This is a genomic window from Pseudoalteromonas sp. SWYJZ19 (assembly GCF_015864375.1).
In the GTDB taxonomy this organism is placed as follows: domain Bacteria; phylum Pseudomonadota; class Gammaproteobacteria; order Enterobacterales; family Alteromonadaceae; genus Pseudoalteromonas; species Pseudoalteromonas arctica.
On the sequence record NZ_JADYXI010000017.1, the window covers coordinates 83671 to 98550 of the forward strand.

At 40.1% G+C, this 14880-nt stretch carries 14 protein-coding genes; 8 read left to right on the forward strand and 6 right to left on the reverse strand.

Going from position 1 to position 14880, the window contains the following annotated elements:
- Positions 1–186 precede the first annotated feature (186 nt).
- The 6 genes from I6F45_RS15960 to lptM form a co-directional block, all read right to left on the reverse strand.
- Positions 187–894 carry an HAD-IA family hydrolase gene (locus I6F45_RS15960; RefSeq protein WP_197161102.1) on the reverse strand — a complete coding sequence of 236 codons (708 nt, stop codon included), beginning with the start codon at positions 892–894 and terminating at the stop codon, positions 187–189.
- A 10-nt stretch (positions 895–904) separates the two neighbouring features.
- Positions 905–1849: a tyrosine recombinase XerC gene (locus tag I6F45_RS15965; RefSeq protein ID WP_197161105.1), complete on the reverse strand. Its 945-nt coding sequence runs from the start codon at positions 1847–1849 to the stop codon at positions 905–907.
- On the reverse strand, positions 1846–2457 hold the full coding sequence (locus tag I6F45_RS15970) for a DUF484 family protein (RefSeq protein WP_166419562.1): 612 nt from the start codon (positions 2455–2457) through the stop codon (positions 1846–1848). The genes I6F45_RS15965 and I6F45_RS15970 overlap by 4 nt, the downstream gene beginning before the upstream one ends.
- Positions 2454–3284 (reverse strand): diaminopimelate epimerase, encoded by an 831-nt coding sequence (gene dapF, locus I6F45_RS15975; protein WP_024589649.1) that lies wholly within the window; start codon positions 3282–3284, stop codon positions 2454–2456. The genes I6F45_RS15970 and dapF overlap by 4 nt, the downstream gene beginning before the upstream one ends.
- A gap of 64 nt (positions 3285–3348) precedes the next feature.
- Positions 3349–4602, reverse strand: coding sequence for a diaminopimelate decarboxylase (gene lysA, locus I6F45_RS15980; protein ID WP_197161107.1), 1254 nt, complete (start codon positions 4600–4602; stop codon positions 3349–3351).
- Positions 4603–4797, reverse strand: a complete 195-nt coding sequence (gene lptM, locus I6F45_RS15985; protein ID WP_166419563.1) for an LPS translocon maturation chaperone LptM — start codon at positions 4795–4797, stop codon at positions 4603–4605.
- A 157-nt stretch (positions 4798–4954) separates the two neighbouring features.
- Here lptM and cyaY point away from each other — a divergent pair, with 157 nt between their 5' ends.
- The 8 genes from cyaY to add all read left to right on the forward strand — a co-directional run bounded on the left by cyaY (position 4955) and on the right by add (position 14726).
- Positions 4955–5278, forward strand: a complete 324-nt coding sequence (gene cyaY, locus I6F45_RS15990; protein ID WP_007377335.1) for an iron donor protein CyaY — start codon at positions 4955–4957, stop codon at positions 5276–5278.
- On the forward strand, positions 5275–5931 hold the full coding sequence (locus tag I6F45_RS15995; protein WP_197161117.1) for an alpha/beta hydrolase: 657 nt from the start codon (positions 5275–5277) through the stop codon (positions 5929–5931). Before cyaY ends, I6F45_RS15995 begins: the two co-directional genes overlap by 4 nt.
- A gap of 22 nt (positions 5932–5953) precedes the next feature.
- Positions 5954–6931 carry a DUF2914 domain-containing protein gene (locus I6F45_RS16000; RefSeq protein WP_165729327.1) on the forward strand — a complete coding sequence of 326 codons (978 nt, stop codon included), beginning with the start codon at positions 5954–5956 and terminating at the stop codon, positions 6929–6931.
- Positions 6932–6966: 35 nt separating this feature from the next.
- Entirely contained in the window at positions 6967–7905 is a 939-nt protein-coding gene (gene hemC / locus I6F45_RS16005) for a hydroxymethylbilane synthase (RefSeq protein WP_165729326.1), read from the forward strand.
- Positions 7906–9753: a uroporphyrinogen-III synthase gene (locus tag I6F45_RS16010; protein WP_197161109.1), complete on the forward strand. Its 1848-nt coding sequence runs from the start codon at positions 7906–7908 to the stop codon at positions 9751–9753.
- Positions 9750–10859 (forward strand): heme biosynthesis HemY N-terminal domain-containing protein, encoded by a 1110-nt coding sequence (locus I6F45_RS16015; RefSeq protein WP_165729324.1) that lies wholly within the window; start codon positions 9750–9752, stop codon positions 10857–10859. Before I6F45_RS16010 ends, I6F45_RS16015 begins: the two co-directional genes overlap by 4 nt.
- A gap of 51 nt (positions 10860–10910) precedes the next feature.
- On the forward strand, positions 10911–13598 hold the full coding sequence (locus I6F45_RS16020) for a CHASE domain-containing protein (protein ID WP_197161111.1): 2688 nt from the start codon (positions 10911–10913) through the stop codon (positions 13596–13598).
- A gap of 126 nt (positions 13599–13724) precedes the next feature.
- On the forward strand, positions 13725–14726 hold the full coding sequence (gene add / locus I6F45_RS16025) for an adenosine deaminase (protein ID WP_024592609.1): 1002 nt from the start codon (positions 13725–13727) through the stop codon (positions 14724–14726).
- Positions 14727–14880: the final 154 nt, after the last annotated feature.

Consider the following 14880-nt stretch of genomic DNA (forward strand, 5'->3'; position numbering starts at 1 on the left):
GTGACCTCTTATTTTTAAACGAGTTTATACCAATTTTATTAAAACATGATCATTTTATCGCATTAAATAACTCACTAACTGCGTTAAAAATTATTTATATAGAACAACTATATGTCACAATTTTCGCCTTGTTATTGTGCTATTTTCTTAGCGCTATAATAGAACACTTATTTAATGCAATTGGTATTATTTAATAAAGTGCGTTAAAGCATGGATGTTGACTATTTCAATATCAGCCAGCCCTTTATAGGCATAGTTAGCGCCTTGACCGTTTAACCATACCGATTGGCAGCCGGCATTATTTGCGCCTTGTACGTCGGTGTCTAGGCTATCGCCAATATGTAAAATATCGCTTTTAGCAACGTTTAAATGTGTGGCTGCTTTATCAAATAAAGTGGTGTGGGGTTTTGCTTTACCGTGCATACCTGCTTGTAATACTAGCTCAAATTTGTTGTGTAAATTAAAGCGTTCAATTTCAACGTTACCGTTAGTAATTGCAACAAGCGTAAAATGTTTGGCTAGATTATCTAGTAAGTTTAGTACGTCATCGCTTACGACTATGTTGCTGCGCGCATCGGCAAAGGCGTTATAGGCGGCATTTGCATGGCGCTCTACATCATCTGCGGTAAACCCAAGTTTAGAAAGCGCTAAACGTAGGGTGTGTTTGCGCCATTTAGTTACATCATCTGCGAGATCTGGGTTTTGTATTACGGCAAGTTCGCGACATAGTTGCCAGTACTTTGGACCTTGCTCTTGATAGCCCGGTAGCGCGTTTAAATAATTTTGTTGGGCTTTAACGGCTGCTTTTATAATAGGGTGATTGCTGTATAGCGTGTCGTCTAAATCAAAGCTCATGACAGAAAATGGCTTAATAGCACGATTAAATCGGATCATATTTATTTTCCTAATCAGTTCGTTTTTTTGCGCGAGGGTGAGTGTTGTCGTACACCTTGGCTAAATGTTGAAAATCTAAATGCGTATACACTTGTGTAGCCGACAAACTGCTGTGCCCTAGTAATTCTTGCACGGCGCGTAAATCACCAGATGATTCTAAAATATGTGACGCAAACGAGTGGCGCAGCTTATGCGGGTGAACCTGCGAGCTAATGCCTTGTTTTATTCCCCACTCTTGCATGCGTAGGCGCACTTGGCGAATCGAAATACGATTTTTTTGGCTACTTAAAAATACTGCTATTTCATCGGGCTTTGTAAATTGAGGGCGTATTGTGAGCCATTTTTTTAATGCGTCTAACGCTTTTTTACCCACCGGAATTAATCGCTCTTTATTGCCTTTACCACGCACTAAAATTTCGCCATTAGCAGCGCTAATATCTTGCATGTTAGCGCCAACTAATTCGCTTATACGCAGCCCTGATGAATACATAAGCTCCATCATTGCCTTATCTCTAATTGCGAGAGGCTCGTCGTCGGGTATTTCGAGTAAGCGCGCCATTTGATCTACGTCGAGATTTTTAGGTAGGGGCTTTGCAAACTTAGGACCTTTTATACCCACCGCCGGATTATGGTAATGCAATTGCTCGGCAATATTTTTTGCTTTTAAAAACTTATATAAGCTGCGAATACAACTGAGCTTTAAGCTAATTGTACGGCCACTTAATTGTTTTGATCGCAGTGCCATGCTGTAGCGGCGAATATGCTCGCCTTGTACGCCAAACCAGTCATCACATAGTTTGCTAAAATAAAGGGCTGCAAAGCCAAGTTGGCTTACGTATTGGTTTACGGTGTGCGCTGAATATTGTTTTTCAAACTTTAAATAATCGCTAAATAGCGTTATAGGTGTACGCCAATTGTCGCTTAACTGGGTAGTATTAGGCGCATCGTCACTCATGCTAGTTTTTGCAACCGCAGGTGTAATGCGTTTATAAAGTCGAGTACAAACAGGTTATCTTGAGCGGGCTCAAAATGGTTTACGTTACTGCTACCAAACGCCAAAATAGCGATAGGGTGTGTAGTGTCGCCAATTAAATAAATGGCGACAGATTGTGTATCTTCACTAAATAATTGTTCGCGTTCTTGCTGATTAATACGCCCTAAATAATGCCCAGAATGGGTAAGGCGATGTGCAATAAGTTCGTCGTATTCGGGATTATATTTTACTAATTTGCAGTCGTTAACATCTTCACTTGAGCAAATTATATTGCGCAGGTTATTTGCTAGCGTATCAAAGTCGTCATGATTCCAAAGCTGGCGATGGCACTGGCTAAACAAACGATATACAAGCTCGTTTTGCGTTGCATGCTTGCTCATCGCGTCTATTTGGCTTTTTAAAAGCGTGTTGTGCTCGCGTAATTGGCGTTGCTGAATATGTACCAGCGACGTTGCACCTTGAGCTTGTTGGTGCAGCTCAAGTTGTGCGAGTAGCTCCGGGTGTTGAACCAAAAAATCAGGATGTTGATGTAAGTAATCAATAACCTGTTCTTTACTTAGCTCGCTCATAGCGCTACTTGTCCGTCGAATACGTGCTCTGCGGGGCCTGTCATGCGTACAGGGTGACCTTCGCCACTCCAACGTACTTGCAAGCTACCGCCTGGTAAATCTACTTGAACGGTTGTTGATAACTTATTTTGCATATGACCAATAACCATTGCTGCACATGCGCCTGTGCCACAGGCTAGGGTTTCGTTAACGCCTCGCTCCCATACCCTTAATTTAATGTGTTCTTGCGATACAACCTGCATAAAACCAATATTCGCTTTTTGCGGAAAGCGTTCGTGGTTTTCAAGTAATGGCCCCAATATATCAACTTGCGCGGTGGTTACGTCGTCAACTTCTAGTACGCAATGCGGGTTACCCATAGATACCGCGCCACTAAATACAGTGTGTTCTTCGGTTCTAATAATATAAGTAAGCTCACGCTTGCTCGCTTTTAAAGGGATTTTACTTGGCTCAAAATTTGGATGACCCATGTTAACCGTTACTTGACCGTCTTTTTCTATGTAGAGCGTTAAGTTGCCCGACTTGGTCGACACAGTAATTTTATGCTTGTTAGTAAGGCCCTTCATACGTACAAAGCGGGCAAAACAGCGTGCGCCGTTACCGCATTGTTCTACTTCGGTACCATCGGCATTAAATATTCGATAATGAAAGTCGAGATCAGGAGAGTATGGCGCTTCAACCATTAGCAATTGGTCAAAGCCAATGCCAAAATGGCGATCTGCCAGTTTTTTGATTTGATCTCGCGACAAAAAAACATTTTGTGTAATGTTATCAATCACAACAAAGTCGTTGCCTAAGCCGTGCATTTTGGAAAAATTAACTAACATAGCGCTCTAATTCGGTTTTGCTCTGTGCTAATCATGCCACAGAGCAGCTAGTAGACAAAAACGTTTATGGTAAAACTTTCTCACCTTGATAAAGGCTTTCAATAGTTTCGCGTTCACGAATAAGATGGTGCTGCTCACCATCTACCATTATTTCTGCAACACGCGGGCGCGAGTTGTAGTTTGAACTCATGGTAAAGCCATATGCACCAGCACTTCGTTGCGCGAGTAAATCGCCTTGTTTAAGCGCAAGCTCACGATCTTTTCCTAAAAAGTCGCCGGTTTCGCACACCGGGCCCACAATATCAAAGTTGTGAGTAGGTGTTTCGTCGTCGCGAACGGATACCGGAATAATTTTTTGCCACGCTTGATAAAGCGCAGGGCGAAGCATGTCGTTCATACCTGCATCTACAATGGCAAAAAACTTGTCTTGGTTTTGCTTAATAAATTCAACTTGAGTAACTAAAATACCTGCGTTGGCTGCTATAGCGCGCCCTGGTTCAAAAATCAGTTCAAGGTGTTTATAGTTAGCTAAGCGCTCGGTAACTTGCGCGGCATACTCACTTGGGTGCGGTGGTTGCTCGTTGTTATATGGCACGCCTAAACCGCCACCAATATCTAAGTGAGTTAGCTCAATGCCGTTAGTTTTTAGCTCATCAATAAGCGCCATGAGTTTATCAAGGGCTTCTAAAAAGGGTCTTACTTCGGTTAATTGAGAGCCAATATGGCAATCAACACCAATTATTTTTAAACCAGGTAAAGCCGCCGCTTGTTGATAAACACTCACCGCCGTTTGTATATCAATACCAAATTTATTCTCTTTTAAGCCGGTAGAAATATACGGATGTGTTTTTGCATCTATGTCGGGGTTTACGCGAATAGAAATAGGCGCTTCTAGATTTAGCTCACAAGCAACTTCTGAAATTCGCTCAAGCTCAGAGGCTGATTCAACGTTAAAGCATTTAATGCCTAACTTTAATGCGTACGCTATTTCGTCAGACGTTTTAGCCACGCCCGAAAAAACCACTTTAGAGGCATCGCCTCCTGCTTTAATTACACGTGCAAGTTCACCCTTCGACACAATATCGAAACCCGATCCTAAGCGCGCTAATATATTAAGTACGGCTATATTTGAGTTTGCTTTAACGGCGTAACACACCAAGCTTTTATGATTTTTAGTGGCGTTAGCAAACGCTAGGTAATGGCGCTCAAACGTAGCACGCGAGTATACATAACAAGGTGTGCCGTATTGCTGCGCTATGCTTGCCACACTTACGTCTTCGGCAAATAATTGGTTGTTTTTGTAGTTAAAATAATCCATTTATTGCTCCTGACTTTGCTGTGTTTTTGCTTGCTCAGCGGTAGTGGCTGGCTTAGCTGTATTTTGAGGTTGGTTTTGCTCTGTTTGTTGTTCTGGTAAATATAGCGGACCGCTCTGCCCACAGCCAGCTAAGGCGCTTAACAGTACAGTGCTTATTAATAGTTTTTTTAATTGTAAGGTATGCGTCGCTTTCATTAGATTAATATGGTTGCTGGCTTTATAATCGCAGAGTAACAGAATATCTAAAAAATGCAGCTATTCGCGGATGATTTTATTCCTGTTACACTAACAGTACACTTTTAAAGCTAAAACGTACCCAATATTAGGCGGCTCGCCTGCAAAGGAAATAACAATGACTGAACACGAATATCACCAATTAGCCGAAGCTCTTATGTTCACTATTGAAGAGCAAGTTGATGATTGCGAAGCTGATTTAGATTACGAATCGGCACAAGGTATTTTAGAAATTATTTTTCCTGATAAAAGTAAAATAGTAATCAATAAACAAGCGCCTCTTCATCAAGTATGGGTTGCGACTAAGTTTAACGGTCATCATTTTGAAATGCGCGATGGGTTATGGATTGATAACCGTTCGGGTGCAGAATTTTGGGCGTTTATAAATGAAGCATCAACTCGCCAAGCAGGCCAAGAAGTTAAGTGGCAATCAACACTATGAGTTTAGAGTTTGTAGAATTTCCAGCTCAAAGCGAGCATAAAGCAACGGTTATTTGGTTACATGGCTTAGGCGATTCTGGGGATGGTTTTGCACCAGTGGCTCCGCAGCTTAATTTACCAAGTGAACTGGGTATACGGTTTGTTTTTCCGCATGCACCAGTGCAACCGGTCACCATAAATGGTGGTATGGAAATGCGCTCTTGGTACGATATTAAATCTATAGAATTAGATAAGCGTGCCGATGAACAAGGCGTAAGAGATTCGGCTGCTAAAGTAGAAGAACTAATCAACAAAGAAATTGCTAATGGCATACCCGCTAATAAAATTATTTTAGCTGGTTTTTCTCAAGGTGGTGTTGTGTCGCTGCATTTAGCGCCGCGCTTTGAGCAAAAGCTTGGGGGTGTTATGGCGCTTTCTACTTATATGTGTGTGCCGCAAAAATTTGCTGATGAAGCAAAACATACCGATTTAAATGTATTTATGGCGCATGGTAGTCAAGACAACGTAGTACCGCATAGTGCGGGAAAAAGTGCGTTTGAAGTATTAACAGCACATAACATGGATGTAAGCTGGCAAGAATACCCAATGGCTCATCAAGTTTGCGCAGAAGAATTGCAAGCTATTCGCCAATGGTTAATTGCTCGTTTAAGCTAATTTTGGAACCGCTGAGGTCAATATGAGTCAAAAAATAGTTATTAAAGCAAATGTTAAACGCGAACTACAAGAGAGTGTACCAACGGTAAGCTACGAGTGGAATTGGCGTCGTATTGTGAGTATTGCTATGTTGGTATTAATGACCTCTGCAGCAGTTGTATATGGCTTAACAACCTCAGCCAGTGCAGAGCAAGGTGAGCATCCAAATGAGCAGGAACAATTTTTAAGCTTTAGCAGTAACGCTCAAAACCAGACAAACGTTGAAGTAACGGATGTTGAGCCTGAATCATCAATAAACAACATTCCTAACGAGTCCGCAGAGATAACGCAAACGAGCATTGAACCGTTATTAGCTGCGCAGAATGAAGTTGAGCAAAGCATATCAAATAATGCACCTGATAAAGTGAATCCAGTAAATAATGATACAGTTTTATTAGCTAGCAACGATATTGTGATTGATCAAAGTGAGAGTATTAATACAGAGTTAAACTCAAACCTTGATAATGATGCGCAGGAAGAAACCGAAGAAGCTGAAAATATAGCTGAGTATGCTGATCAGAGTGACTTACTTTTAGATCAAAAAAGCGATGATGGTGCATTGAGTGGTACTGAAGGTTTTTCGCCTACAGCACAAGTGGCAAGTGTGGCATTAGGCGCGCAAATAGACACAGATAAAATTAGCCGTGCGGTACTTACTCGTAAAGTAAGTAAGCGTGAGCCTACTAATGTGTTTGCGGCAGATATTAGGTTAAGTCAGTTTGATGAAGGGTTATCGTTTTTTAGCGAGATTAAAAACCTTCAAGGGCAGCAAGTTAAACATGTTTGGACGTTTGAAGATGAAACTATGGCTGAAATTACACTCAATGTTACTTCGCCTCGCTACAGAACCTACTCAACAAAAAATATTATGGACACACAAACAGGCCACTGGCGTGTTGATGTTGTAGATGAGCAAGGTAATTTAATTGCCCAAAAAGAATTTAGAATTTTAGCTGACTAAAACTAGCTAAACGCAGTAATTAATTGGATACCCTTATGACAGAAAAAACAAAATTAGTACGCATCGCAACTCGTAAAAGTGCTTTAGCACTTTGGCAGGCCGAATTTGTAAAAGCTGAACTTGAGCGTTTTCATGCAGATGTACGCGTAGAATTAGTCCCAATGTCGACGCAAGGGGATATAATTTTAGATACGCCTTTGGCCAAAATTGGCGGTAAGGGTTTATTTGTTAAAGAGCTTGAGCAAGCCATGTTAGATGGCCGAGCTGATATTGCCGTACATTCTATGAAAGACGTACCAGTAGAGTTCCCAGAAGGATTAGAGCTGTATACTATTTGTGAGCGTGAGGATCCGCGAGATGCGTTTGTATCAAACAATTTTGCTAATTTAAACGCTCTACCACAGGGCGCTATTGTGGGCACTTCGAGTTTGCGCCGTCAGTGCCAAATTAAAGCACTTCGTCCTGATTTAGATATTCGTGATTTACGCGGTAATGTAAATACGCGTTTAGGTAAGTTAGATGATGGCCAATACGATGCTATTATTTTGGCTGCAGCAGGGCTTATTCGTTTAGAAATGGAGTCGCGTATTGCCGACTATATTGAGCCAGAAGTATCATTACCGGCAAATGGTCAAGGCGCTGTAGGTATTGAGTGCCGTATTGATGATGAAGTAACAAAAGCATTACTTGCACCACTTGAGCATACTCAAACACGTATTCGCGTAAATGCAGAGCGTGCGATGAATCGCCATTTAGAAGGTGGTTGCCAAGTGCCTATTGGTGCTTATGCATTAGTTGATGGCGAGCAGGTACATTTGCGTGGTTTAGTGGGTGCTGTTGATGGCAGCGAAATTTTACGCGACGAAGTAACTGGTCATGTAAATGATGCAGAAAAACTAGGCATTGAGCTTGCTAAAAAATTACTAGCTCAAGGCGCAGACAAAATATTAGCTGAAGTTTATAGAGACGCATAAATGACACATATTCTGATAACTCGGCCCGAAGGAAAAGGCGCAGCCCTTGCACAGCAATTAGAGCAAGCGGGTTATCAGGCGTCTTTGTTTCCGGTATTAAAAATAACGCATTTAACACCCTCTAGCACTGAGCTGAGTCCGCTGTTAAATGCGGACAAAATAATATTTATATCGCAAGATGCAGTCAGTGCGCTTGCGCAACTAAAACCAGATATAAATACAAAAGCGCAGTTTTATGCGGTAGGCCAACAAACAGCCGACACAATATATGAACAATTTGGTGTGCGTGCTGCATTGCCTAAATCTAAGCAATATGATTCAGAGGGGTTACTGGCTCTAAAATCACTTGCTCAGGTTGATGGTAGTAATATAGTTTTGGTTAAAGGACAAGGCGGTCGCCCAGATATAGCAAAAGTGCTTAAAGAGCGCGGTGCTTTTTTAAATAATTGCGTAGTGTACAAACGTGAACCGATAAGTGAATTAGGTGGTAACTGGACTGACCACTGGAAAAGCAATAATGTACACGGTATAGTCATAACAAGTAATGCAGCAGTCGATGCCATTTTTACTCCCCTTGCTGCACCACAACTACAATGGTTACAACAGTGCCAATTTTATGTTGCCAGCGAGCGCATTGCCGCATATTTACAGCAACAACAAGTAAGTTTGGCTAATATACATATTGCAGCAGGAGCTAGCGATGACGCTATGTTTACCTGTATTAATCAGCAAGGTAGCAACATGAGCGAACAGTCAAAGTCAGTTACGGCAGAAAAAGCCACTCCAACAACAGCTAATACGGCCTCGGTTAAATCAGCTAAACAAGAGCCTGTAGCCGCTAAAAACACCGCAAATAAAAATAAACAAAAGGTTAGCAAAGTCGCAGTGCTTGCACTTCTTATTTCGCTAATTGTGGCCTCAGGTGTGGGTTATGAGTTTTATCAAAAATTAAATGCGGGTAAGGCGCAAAACCTGGCCGCGAATGAGTTGAGTGAGCAAAATAAGTTACTCGCTCAAGAGCTGCAAGCACTTAAGTCAGCACAATCTAATTTGCAGCAAGCGCTATTTAATAGTGAGAAAAAAGTAGCCGCAACCCTAAGTGAAAGTGCAGCTCAAAATCAGCAAGAGCTAAAAGCAGCCCTGCAAAAAGCGCAGCAACAAGGCTCGTCTTTAAACCCACAAGAAGTAACCAGCTTACAGCGTATGGCTGAGTTTAAGTTATGGGCTGAAAAAGATTACCAAGGCACTAGTGCTGTTTTAAAGCGCTTAGATGCATTACTTAGCGAACACCCTGGAACAGTTGAAGTTCGCCAAGCTATTATGCAAGACATACAAACACTTGATAGCCTTAAACCTGTTGCAACAGAGGCTATTTATTTACAGCTAAACAGTGTACTAAGCAGTATTGACGACTTAGTTTTTAATGCAGTTAATTTGCCAGAAGAAGTTACCGAAGTAGATGAAAATGAATTAAGTGAAGATATAAATGATTGGCAGCAGAATTTAAATAACAGCTGGGGTCGCTTTTTAGACAGCTTTTTAACACTTCACCACCGAGAAGGGGGAGTAGTTGCTCCATTTCTTGATGAGCAAGAGCGTCACCTCGTTAATCAACGTATTAAGCTTTATATTACTCAGGCACAAGATGCGTTACTTAGTAAACAAGCTAGCATCTACTTTAGTACTTTAAGTGAAGCAAAGCGCTTAGTTGATGAGTATTTTAAGAAAGACGATAACGCTACACAAATGGTTTTAAAATCAATAGCTAACCTTGAGAAAGAATCACTTAACTTTAACCCTAAAGTAACACTTCAAAGTACACAGCAGGTTAAGGAGTGGGTGCAATGATAGGGCTAATAATACTGGTTATTGCGTTAGTACTTGTTATTGGTGTAGCTCCTTACGTTATAAATGAGAAAGGTTATGTCCTTTTCTCATTTAATAACTATACAGTTGAGGGCACTATGATTGCTTTTTGCGGTACAGTGATTGTTATTACTGCGATCGTATTTATTACATATAAGCTAATCCGCTACTTATTATCGATTTATCATAATACTAAACATGGCTTTTTTGCACGTAGCCAAGAGCGTAAACAAGCAGCGATTGAACAGGCGTTGTGGAGTGCTATTAACGATGATTATGAGCATGTAGAGCAGGCTCTATCGGGTAATAGCGTACCAGATAAGTTTGAAGATATTCGCTTAGCATTACTTGCAAAAGCAGCGCTTGCTAATAATCAAACAGATAAAGCACTTGAGCGTTTATTTGAAATAAGCCCAGAGCATCAATTAAAAGTAGCAAAGCTATGGTTGGCAAGTGGCGACAGTAGCGCGATTGAATCACAAATGCGTATTAGCGCAGAAGCTAAAAAAGCCACCGCACTTGAGTTAAAACTTTATGCAGAAGTATTAGTACAGCAACAACACTTTAGTGCGCTGGAAGATTTTTTGCCGCGTTTATTACGCAAAAAAGCACTTACTGATGCACAGTGGACGCAGTTATTTAGTGCCTACTTTAATGCGTTAGATGCAGACAAACTGAGTGAAAAATATAAACAGTTACCGAAAAAGCTGCAAGCTCATGCCCACACCGCATATTTAATGCAAATGGCGCAAGCAGGTCAATTGGCTGTTATCGAAAGTGACTTAATTAAAATGGTTAAGCATAATGAGCAACACTTAGAGCTTGCCAATATATTAAGTAAAGCAACAGCAGCCGACGCGCCTAAGTTGCAAATAAACATACAAGAACGCCTTAAAAAGGATGATTCAAATAATTCACTATTACTTGCGCTGGCTTGCCTTGCTAATGCTAAAGGTGATTATGACTTAGCAGCTAGAATTTTTGATAAAGCACTGAATAGTGACAATAAAAAACAGTTCTCTGAACAAGCTGTTTTAAGTTATAAAAATAGTGCACAAGCAGAAAAGGCGCTCGTTTTATATCAATAAATGACTACACTATAACTACTTAGCATTTTTTGTAGTTCAGGAGCACAAGCATTGAGAAAGTTTTTAATATTAACCCTTAGCTTGGCTTGTGCTTACTTCTTTACTGGGTATTTTAGCAACTCACTTCTTTCTGTTGATGGCTATGCGGTCGCCTCTTGGCCGCCCTCAGGAATTGCTTTAGCGAGCTTTTTAATTTGGGGACGTAAGTCATTTATTGGCCTTATTCTTGGTGCTTTCTGTACTAACTTAATTCATCTTGATAACACCGTAGATATTCTTCATTTTAATGTGCTTTTACAAGCTATTTGCGTCACTTTAGCCTCTGTTTTACAGGCTTGGATTGGTCGTCAAATCATAGTAAATGTTATAAAGGCTCCACTAGATTTATCTTCTTTAAAACACAGTGTGCAGAGCCTAATAGTAGCAGGGCCAATATGCTGTGTTATTGCTGCAGGTGTGGGAACTAGCTTATTAGCATTGAATAATGTGATCCCTACGCATGCTATTTTTGATAGCTTTATAGCATGGTGGATTGGTGACAGTATCGGTGTACTTATATTTACTCCACTCATGCTCGCAGCCTTTAATTACACGCAAGTACGCCACCGTATGTTGGTAATTTTACCTTCACTATTAATTTATATACTGATCAGCGTTAGTTTTTATGGCGCTGCCAGTGTTAAAAAAGAAAAAGACATTCAAAAGCAAGAAGCCAAAATACTTACTGTGCAAAATGCTATAAGCCAGAAGCTCGATGGTATTACTGCTCACTTAGGATTACTAGCGGCATATTTTGCTAGTAGTGATGACGTGAACTTTAAAGAGTTTAAACAATTTACTTCAAAGCAGTTGGACTATAGCCAAGAAATTTTAGCATTTGAATGGATACCTTATGTACCAGCAAATAAACTCGCAGATTTTGAAACACATGAAAATACAGCCACAGGCAAAACTTTATACATAAAAGAAAAGTCACTTGATGGAGGTTGGCAACCTGCAGGTACTCGTAGTAATTACTTTCCTGTAAAATATGTATATCCCTTAAAAGATAATGAAGGTGTTTTAGGGTTTGATTTAGCTTCTAGTAAAGTAAGAGGTGCAGCGCTTAGCAAAGCGAAAGAGCTTAATGAACTTGCACTAAGTGAGCCAATTAATTTAGTCCAAAATACAGCTGAAGACGGTGTGCTTTTTTTATATCCTGTTTTTGGAGAGTCGTCTACCGAAGATGATTTTCAAGGTTTTGTGGCAGCGATTGTCAGTCTGAAACGCTTATCGCAAACACTATTATTTGATCACAACAACTCAATTTCAGTCAGTTTTTTTGATACAACGATACCAGGGAAAAAGCAGGCAATTTATATTGCCGATACCGATAACTCGCAAACGCTGTTTAAAGAATATCAATTGTTGATTGGCAAACGCATGTGGCAGGTCGAGTTATATGAACCAATAGTTAGAACGTCTTGGTTAATGTATTGGCTTGCACAAATAGTAGGTATGTTGTTTGTGTGGTTACTGATTACATTTTTGATTTCAGTTACAGGTACAAACATACAAATTCGCGAACAAGTGGCTAAGCAAACGCATACATTACGCAAAGAAAAACAAAAAGCAGATGAAGCGAGTCATATTAAAGGACAGTTTTTAGCAAACATGAGTCACGAAGTCCGTACCCCTATTAACGGTATAAAAGGGCTGCATTATTTAGCGCTGCAACAGAATGATTGGCAACAAGCAAGAAGTTACATTGAACAAGCAGATGGAGCACTGGGTGTTTTACTGCGGGTATTAAACGATGTGCTCGACTTTTCAAAAATGGAAGCAGGCAAGCTAGACTTAATGCAAGAGCCTATTAATGTAGCGAGTTTAGCGGATGAAATGCTTAATTTACTTCAGTTTGAAGCTGACATTAAATCAATAAAGTTAAGTCTAGATTTTGATAAAACATCAAATTTGGTCATTAATACCGATCCAATCCGCTTAAAACAAGTGCTGCTGAATCTGCTCAATAATGCGGTTAAATTTACAGGGGAAGGTGAGATCACTCTGAAAATTTGGCAGTCGAAAAAAATGACTTACTTTAGTATTAACGATACGGGTATTGGTATTAGTAGCGAAGCACAAAAACAATTGTTTAAACCGTTTGCGCAAGCCGATAGCTCAACCTCACGTCAATATGGTGGTACAGGCTTAGGGTTAAGTATTTGCAGAAAGCTGGTTGAGTTAATGGGTGGTGCAATTGATTTAGTCAGTTATGAAGGTAAAGGTTCTACATTTACATTTAGTTTGCCGCTTATATCGCCTTTACCAAAGGCAGAGCAAATTCAACAGCAATACGACGAAATAGATGTAAGTACCTTATCATTCGCAAACTATAAGTTACTTTTAGTCGAAGATAACCCACTTAACCAGCATGTTGCCAGTGCCATTTTAAAAACAAAAGGGTGTATTGCCGACATTGCTAATGATGGTTTTGAAGCCATAGAAAAGCTAACCGAAAATAGCTACGACATTGTTCTTATGGATATTCAGATGCCAAAAATGGATGGACTCCAAGCAACAAAAGTAATTCGTTGTGATTTAGGGTTAATTGATTTACCCATAATTGGCTTGTCGGCGAATGCCCATGACGATGACGTTAAAAAGGCATTAGCCTCTGGAATGAATAGTTATATTACCAAACCTATTGATGCAAATACGCTTTTTAAAACTCTTTGGCATTATTTATCAAATAAATAAGTAACGTTATTTTTTGCACAAAAAGCAGACATATGACCGCTTAAACTTAACGCAAACCATATAGACTTGAAAAATAACTATATCTGCGTATCATGCGCGCAAATTTAACTAAACTGGGTTGCTATTATGATCAATAGAAAATTACCTTTGCTAGATATTCACCGTCATTTAGATGGTAATGTACGTGCGCAAACCATATTAGAACTTGGTCGTCAGTTTAATATAGAGTTACCTGCAGATAACGTTGAGGCATTAATTCCTCATGTTCAAGTTATTGACCCTGAGCCAAACCTTATGGCTTTTTTACAAAAGTTAGATTGGGGTGTCACTGTACTTGGCGACTACGATGCGTGTAGACGCATAGCGATTGAAAACATTGAAGATGCACAAGCACAAGGCCTTGATTATGTAGAGCTTCGATTTAGCCCTTACTACATGGCACAAAGCCAAGGTTTACACCCAGAAGGGGTTGTAGAGGCGGTTGTTGATGGTATTAAATCAGCAACAAAGGATGCAAATATAAAAGCTAACTTGATTGGTATTTTATCGCGTACTTATGGCGTAAAAACATGTCAAAAAGAGCTTGATGCTTTACTCGCATTTAAAAATGATTTAGTCGCTGTTGATTTAGCCGGTGACGAAATTGGCTTTCCTGGTGAGTTGTTTGTAGAGCACTTTAAACAAGTACGAAATGCTTATTTAGCTTCGACTATTCATGCTGGAGAGGCACTCGGTGCTCCAAGTATTTGGCAAGCAATTAATGAGTTAGGTGCAAGCCGAATAGGGCATGGCGTTAAAGCTATTGAAGATCCAAAACTAATGGATTACTTACGCGATAACCGTATTGGTATTGAGTCGTGCTTAACAAGTAATATTCAAACCAGTACAGTAAACGATTTAGCTAAGCACCCACTTAAACAGTTTTTAGATCACGGTATTTTAGCGTGTATTAATACTGATGACCCTGCGGTTGAAGGCATTGAAATTGAGTACGAATATACCGTTGCAGCACCTAAAGCGGGCTTATCTCAAGCTGATATGGAAAAAGCCCAAAAAAATGCATTAGAAATAGCATTTTTAAGCGATGGCGATAAAAAAGAACTTTCAGCAATCGTTAGCGCACGTTAACTCTATTTAATACACATTAAAAATGCCGCTTTATAAGCTAACACCATTCAGTTAAGCATGCTTTGACTTAATGGTGTACCGAGTTTTTGAAATTCGAACGGTCCTACTTTTGGGCCGTTTTCTTTTTTCTGGAAGAATATAACGTTTCACTCGT

Excerpts from the sequence above, each read along its gene's own strand:
- I6F45_RS15960 (WP_197161102.1), bottom strand. The coding sequence starts at position 894 with ATGATCCGATTTAATCGTGCTATTAAGCCATTTTCTGTCATGAGCTTT.
- I6F45_RS15965 (WP_197161105.1), bottom strand. The coding sequence starts at position 1,849 with ATGAGTGACGATGCGCCTAATACTACCCAGTTAAGCGACAATTGGCGT.
- I6F45_RS15970 (WP_166419562.1), bottom strand. The coding sequence starts at position 2,457 with ATGAGCGAGCTAAGTAAAGAACAGGTTATTGATTACTTACATCAACAT.
- dapF (WP_024589649.1), bottom strand. The coding sequence starts at position 3,284 with ATGTTAGTTAATTTTTCCAAAATGCACGGCTTAGGCAACGACTTTGTT.
- lysA (WP_197161107.1), bottom strand. The coding sequence starts at position 4,602 with ATGGATTATTTTAACTACAAAAACAACCAATTATTTGCCGAAGACGTA.
- lptM (WP_166419563.1), bottom strand. The coding sequence starts at position 4,797 with ATGAAAGCGACGCATACCTTACAATTAAAAAAACTATTAATAAGCACT.
- cyaY (WP_007377335.1), top strand. The coding sequence starts at position 4,955 with ATGACTGAACACGAATATCACCAATTAGCCGAAGCTCTTATGTTCACT.
- I6F45_RS15995 (WP_197161117.1), top strand. The coding sequence starts at position 5,275 with ATGAGTTTAGAGTTTGTAGAATTTCCAGCTCAAAGCGAGCATAAAGCA.
- I6F45_RS16000 (WP_165729327.1), top strand. The coding sequence starts at position 5,954 with ATGAGTCAAAAAATAGTTATTAAAGCAAATGTTAAACGCGAACTACAA.
- hemC (WP_165729326.1), top strand. The coding sequence starts at position 6,967 with ATGACAGAAAAAACAAAATTAGTACGCATCGCAACTCGTAAAAGTGCT.
- I6F45_RS16010 (WP_197161109.1), top strand. The coding sequence starts at position 7,906 with ATGACACATATTCTGATAACTCGGCCCGAAGGAAAAGGCGCAGCCCTT.
- I6F45_RS16015 (WP_165729324.1), top strand. The coding sequence starts at position 9,750 with ATGATAGGGCTAATAATACTGGTTATTGCGTTAGTACTTGTTATTGGT.
- add (WP_024592609.1), top strand. The coding sequence starts at position 13,725 with ATGATCAATAGAAAATTACCTTTGCTAGATATTCACCGTCATTTAGAT.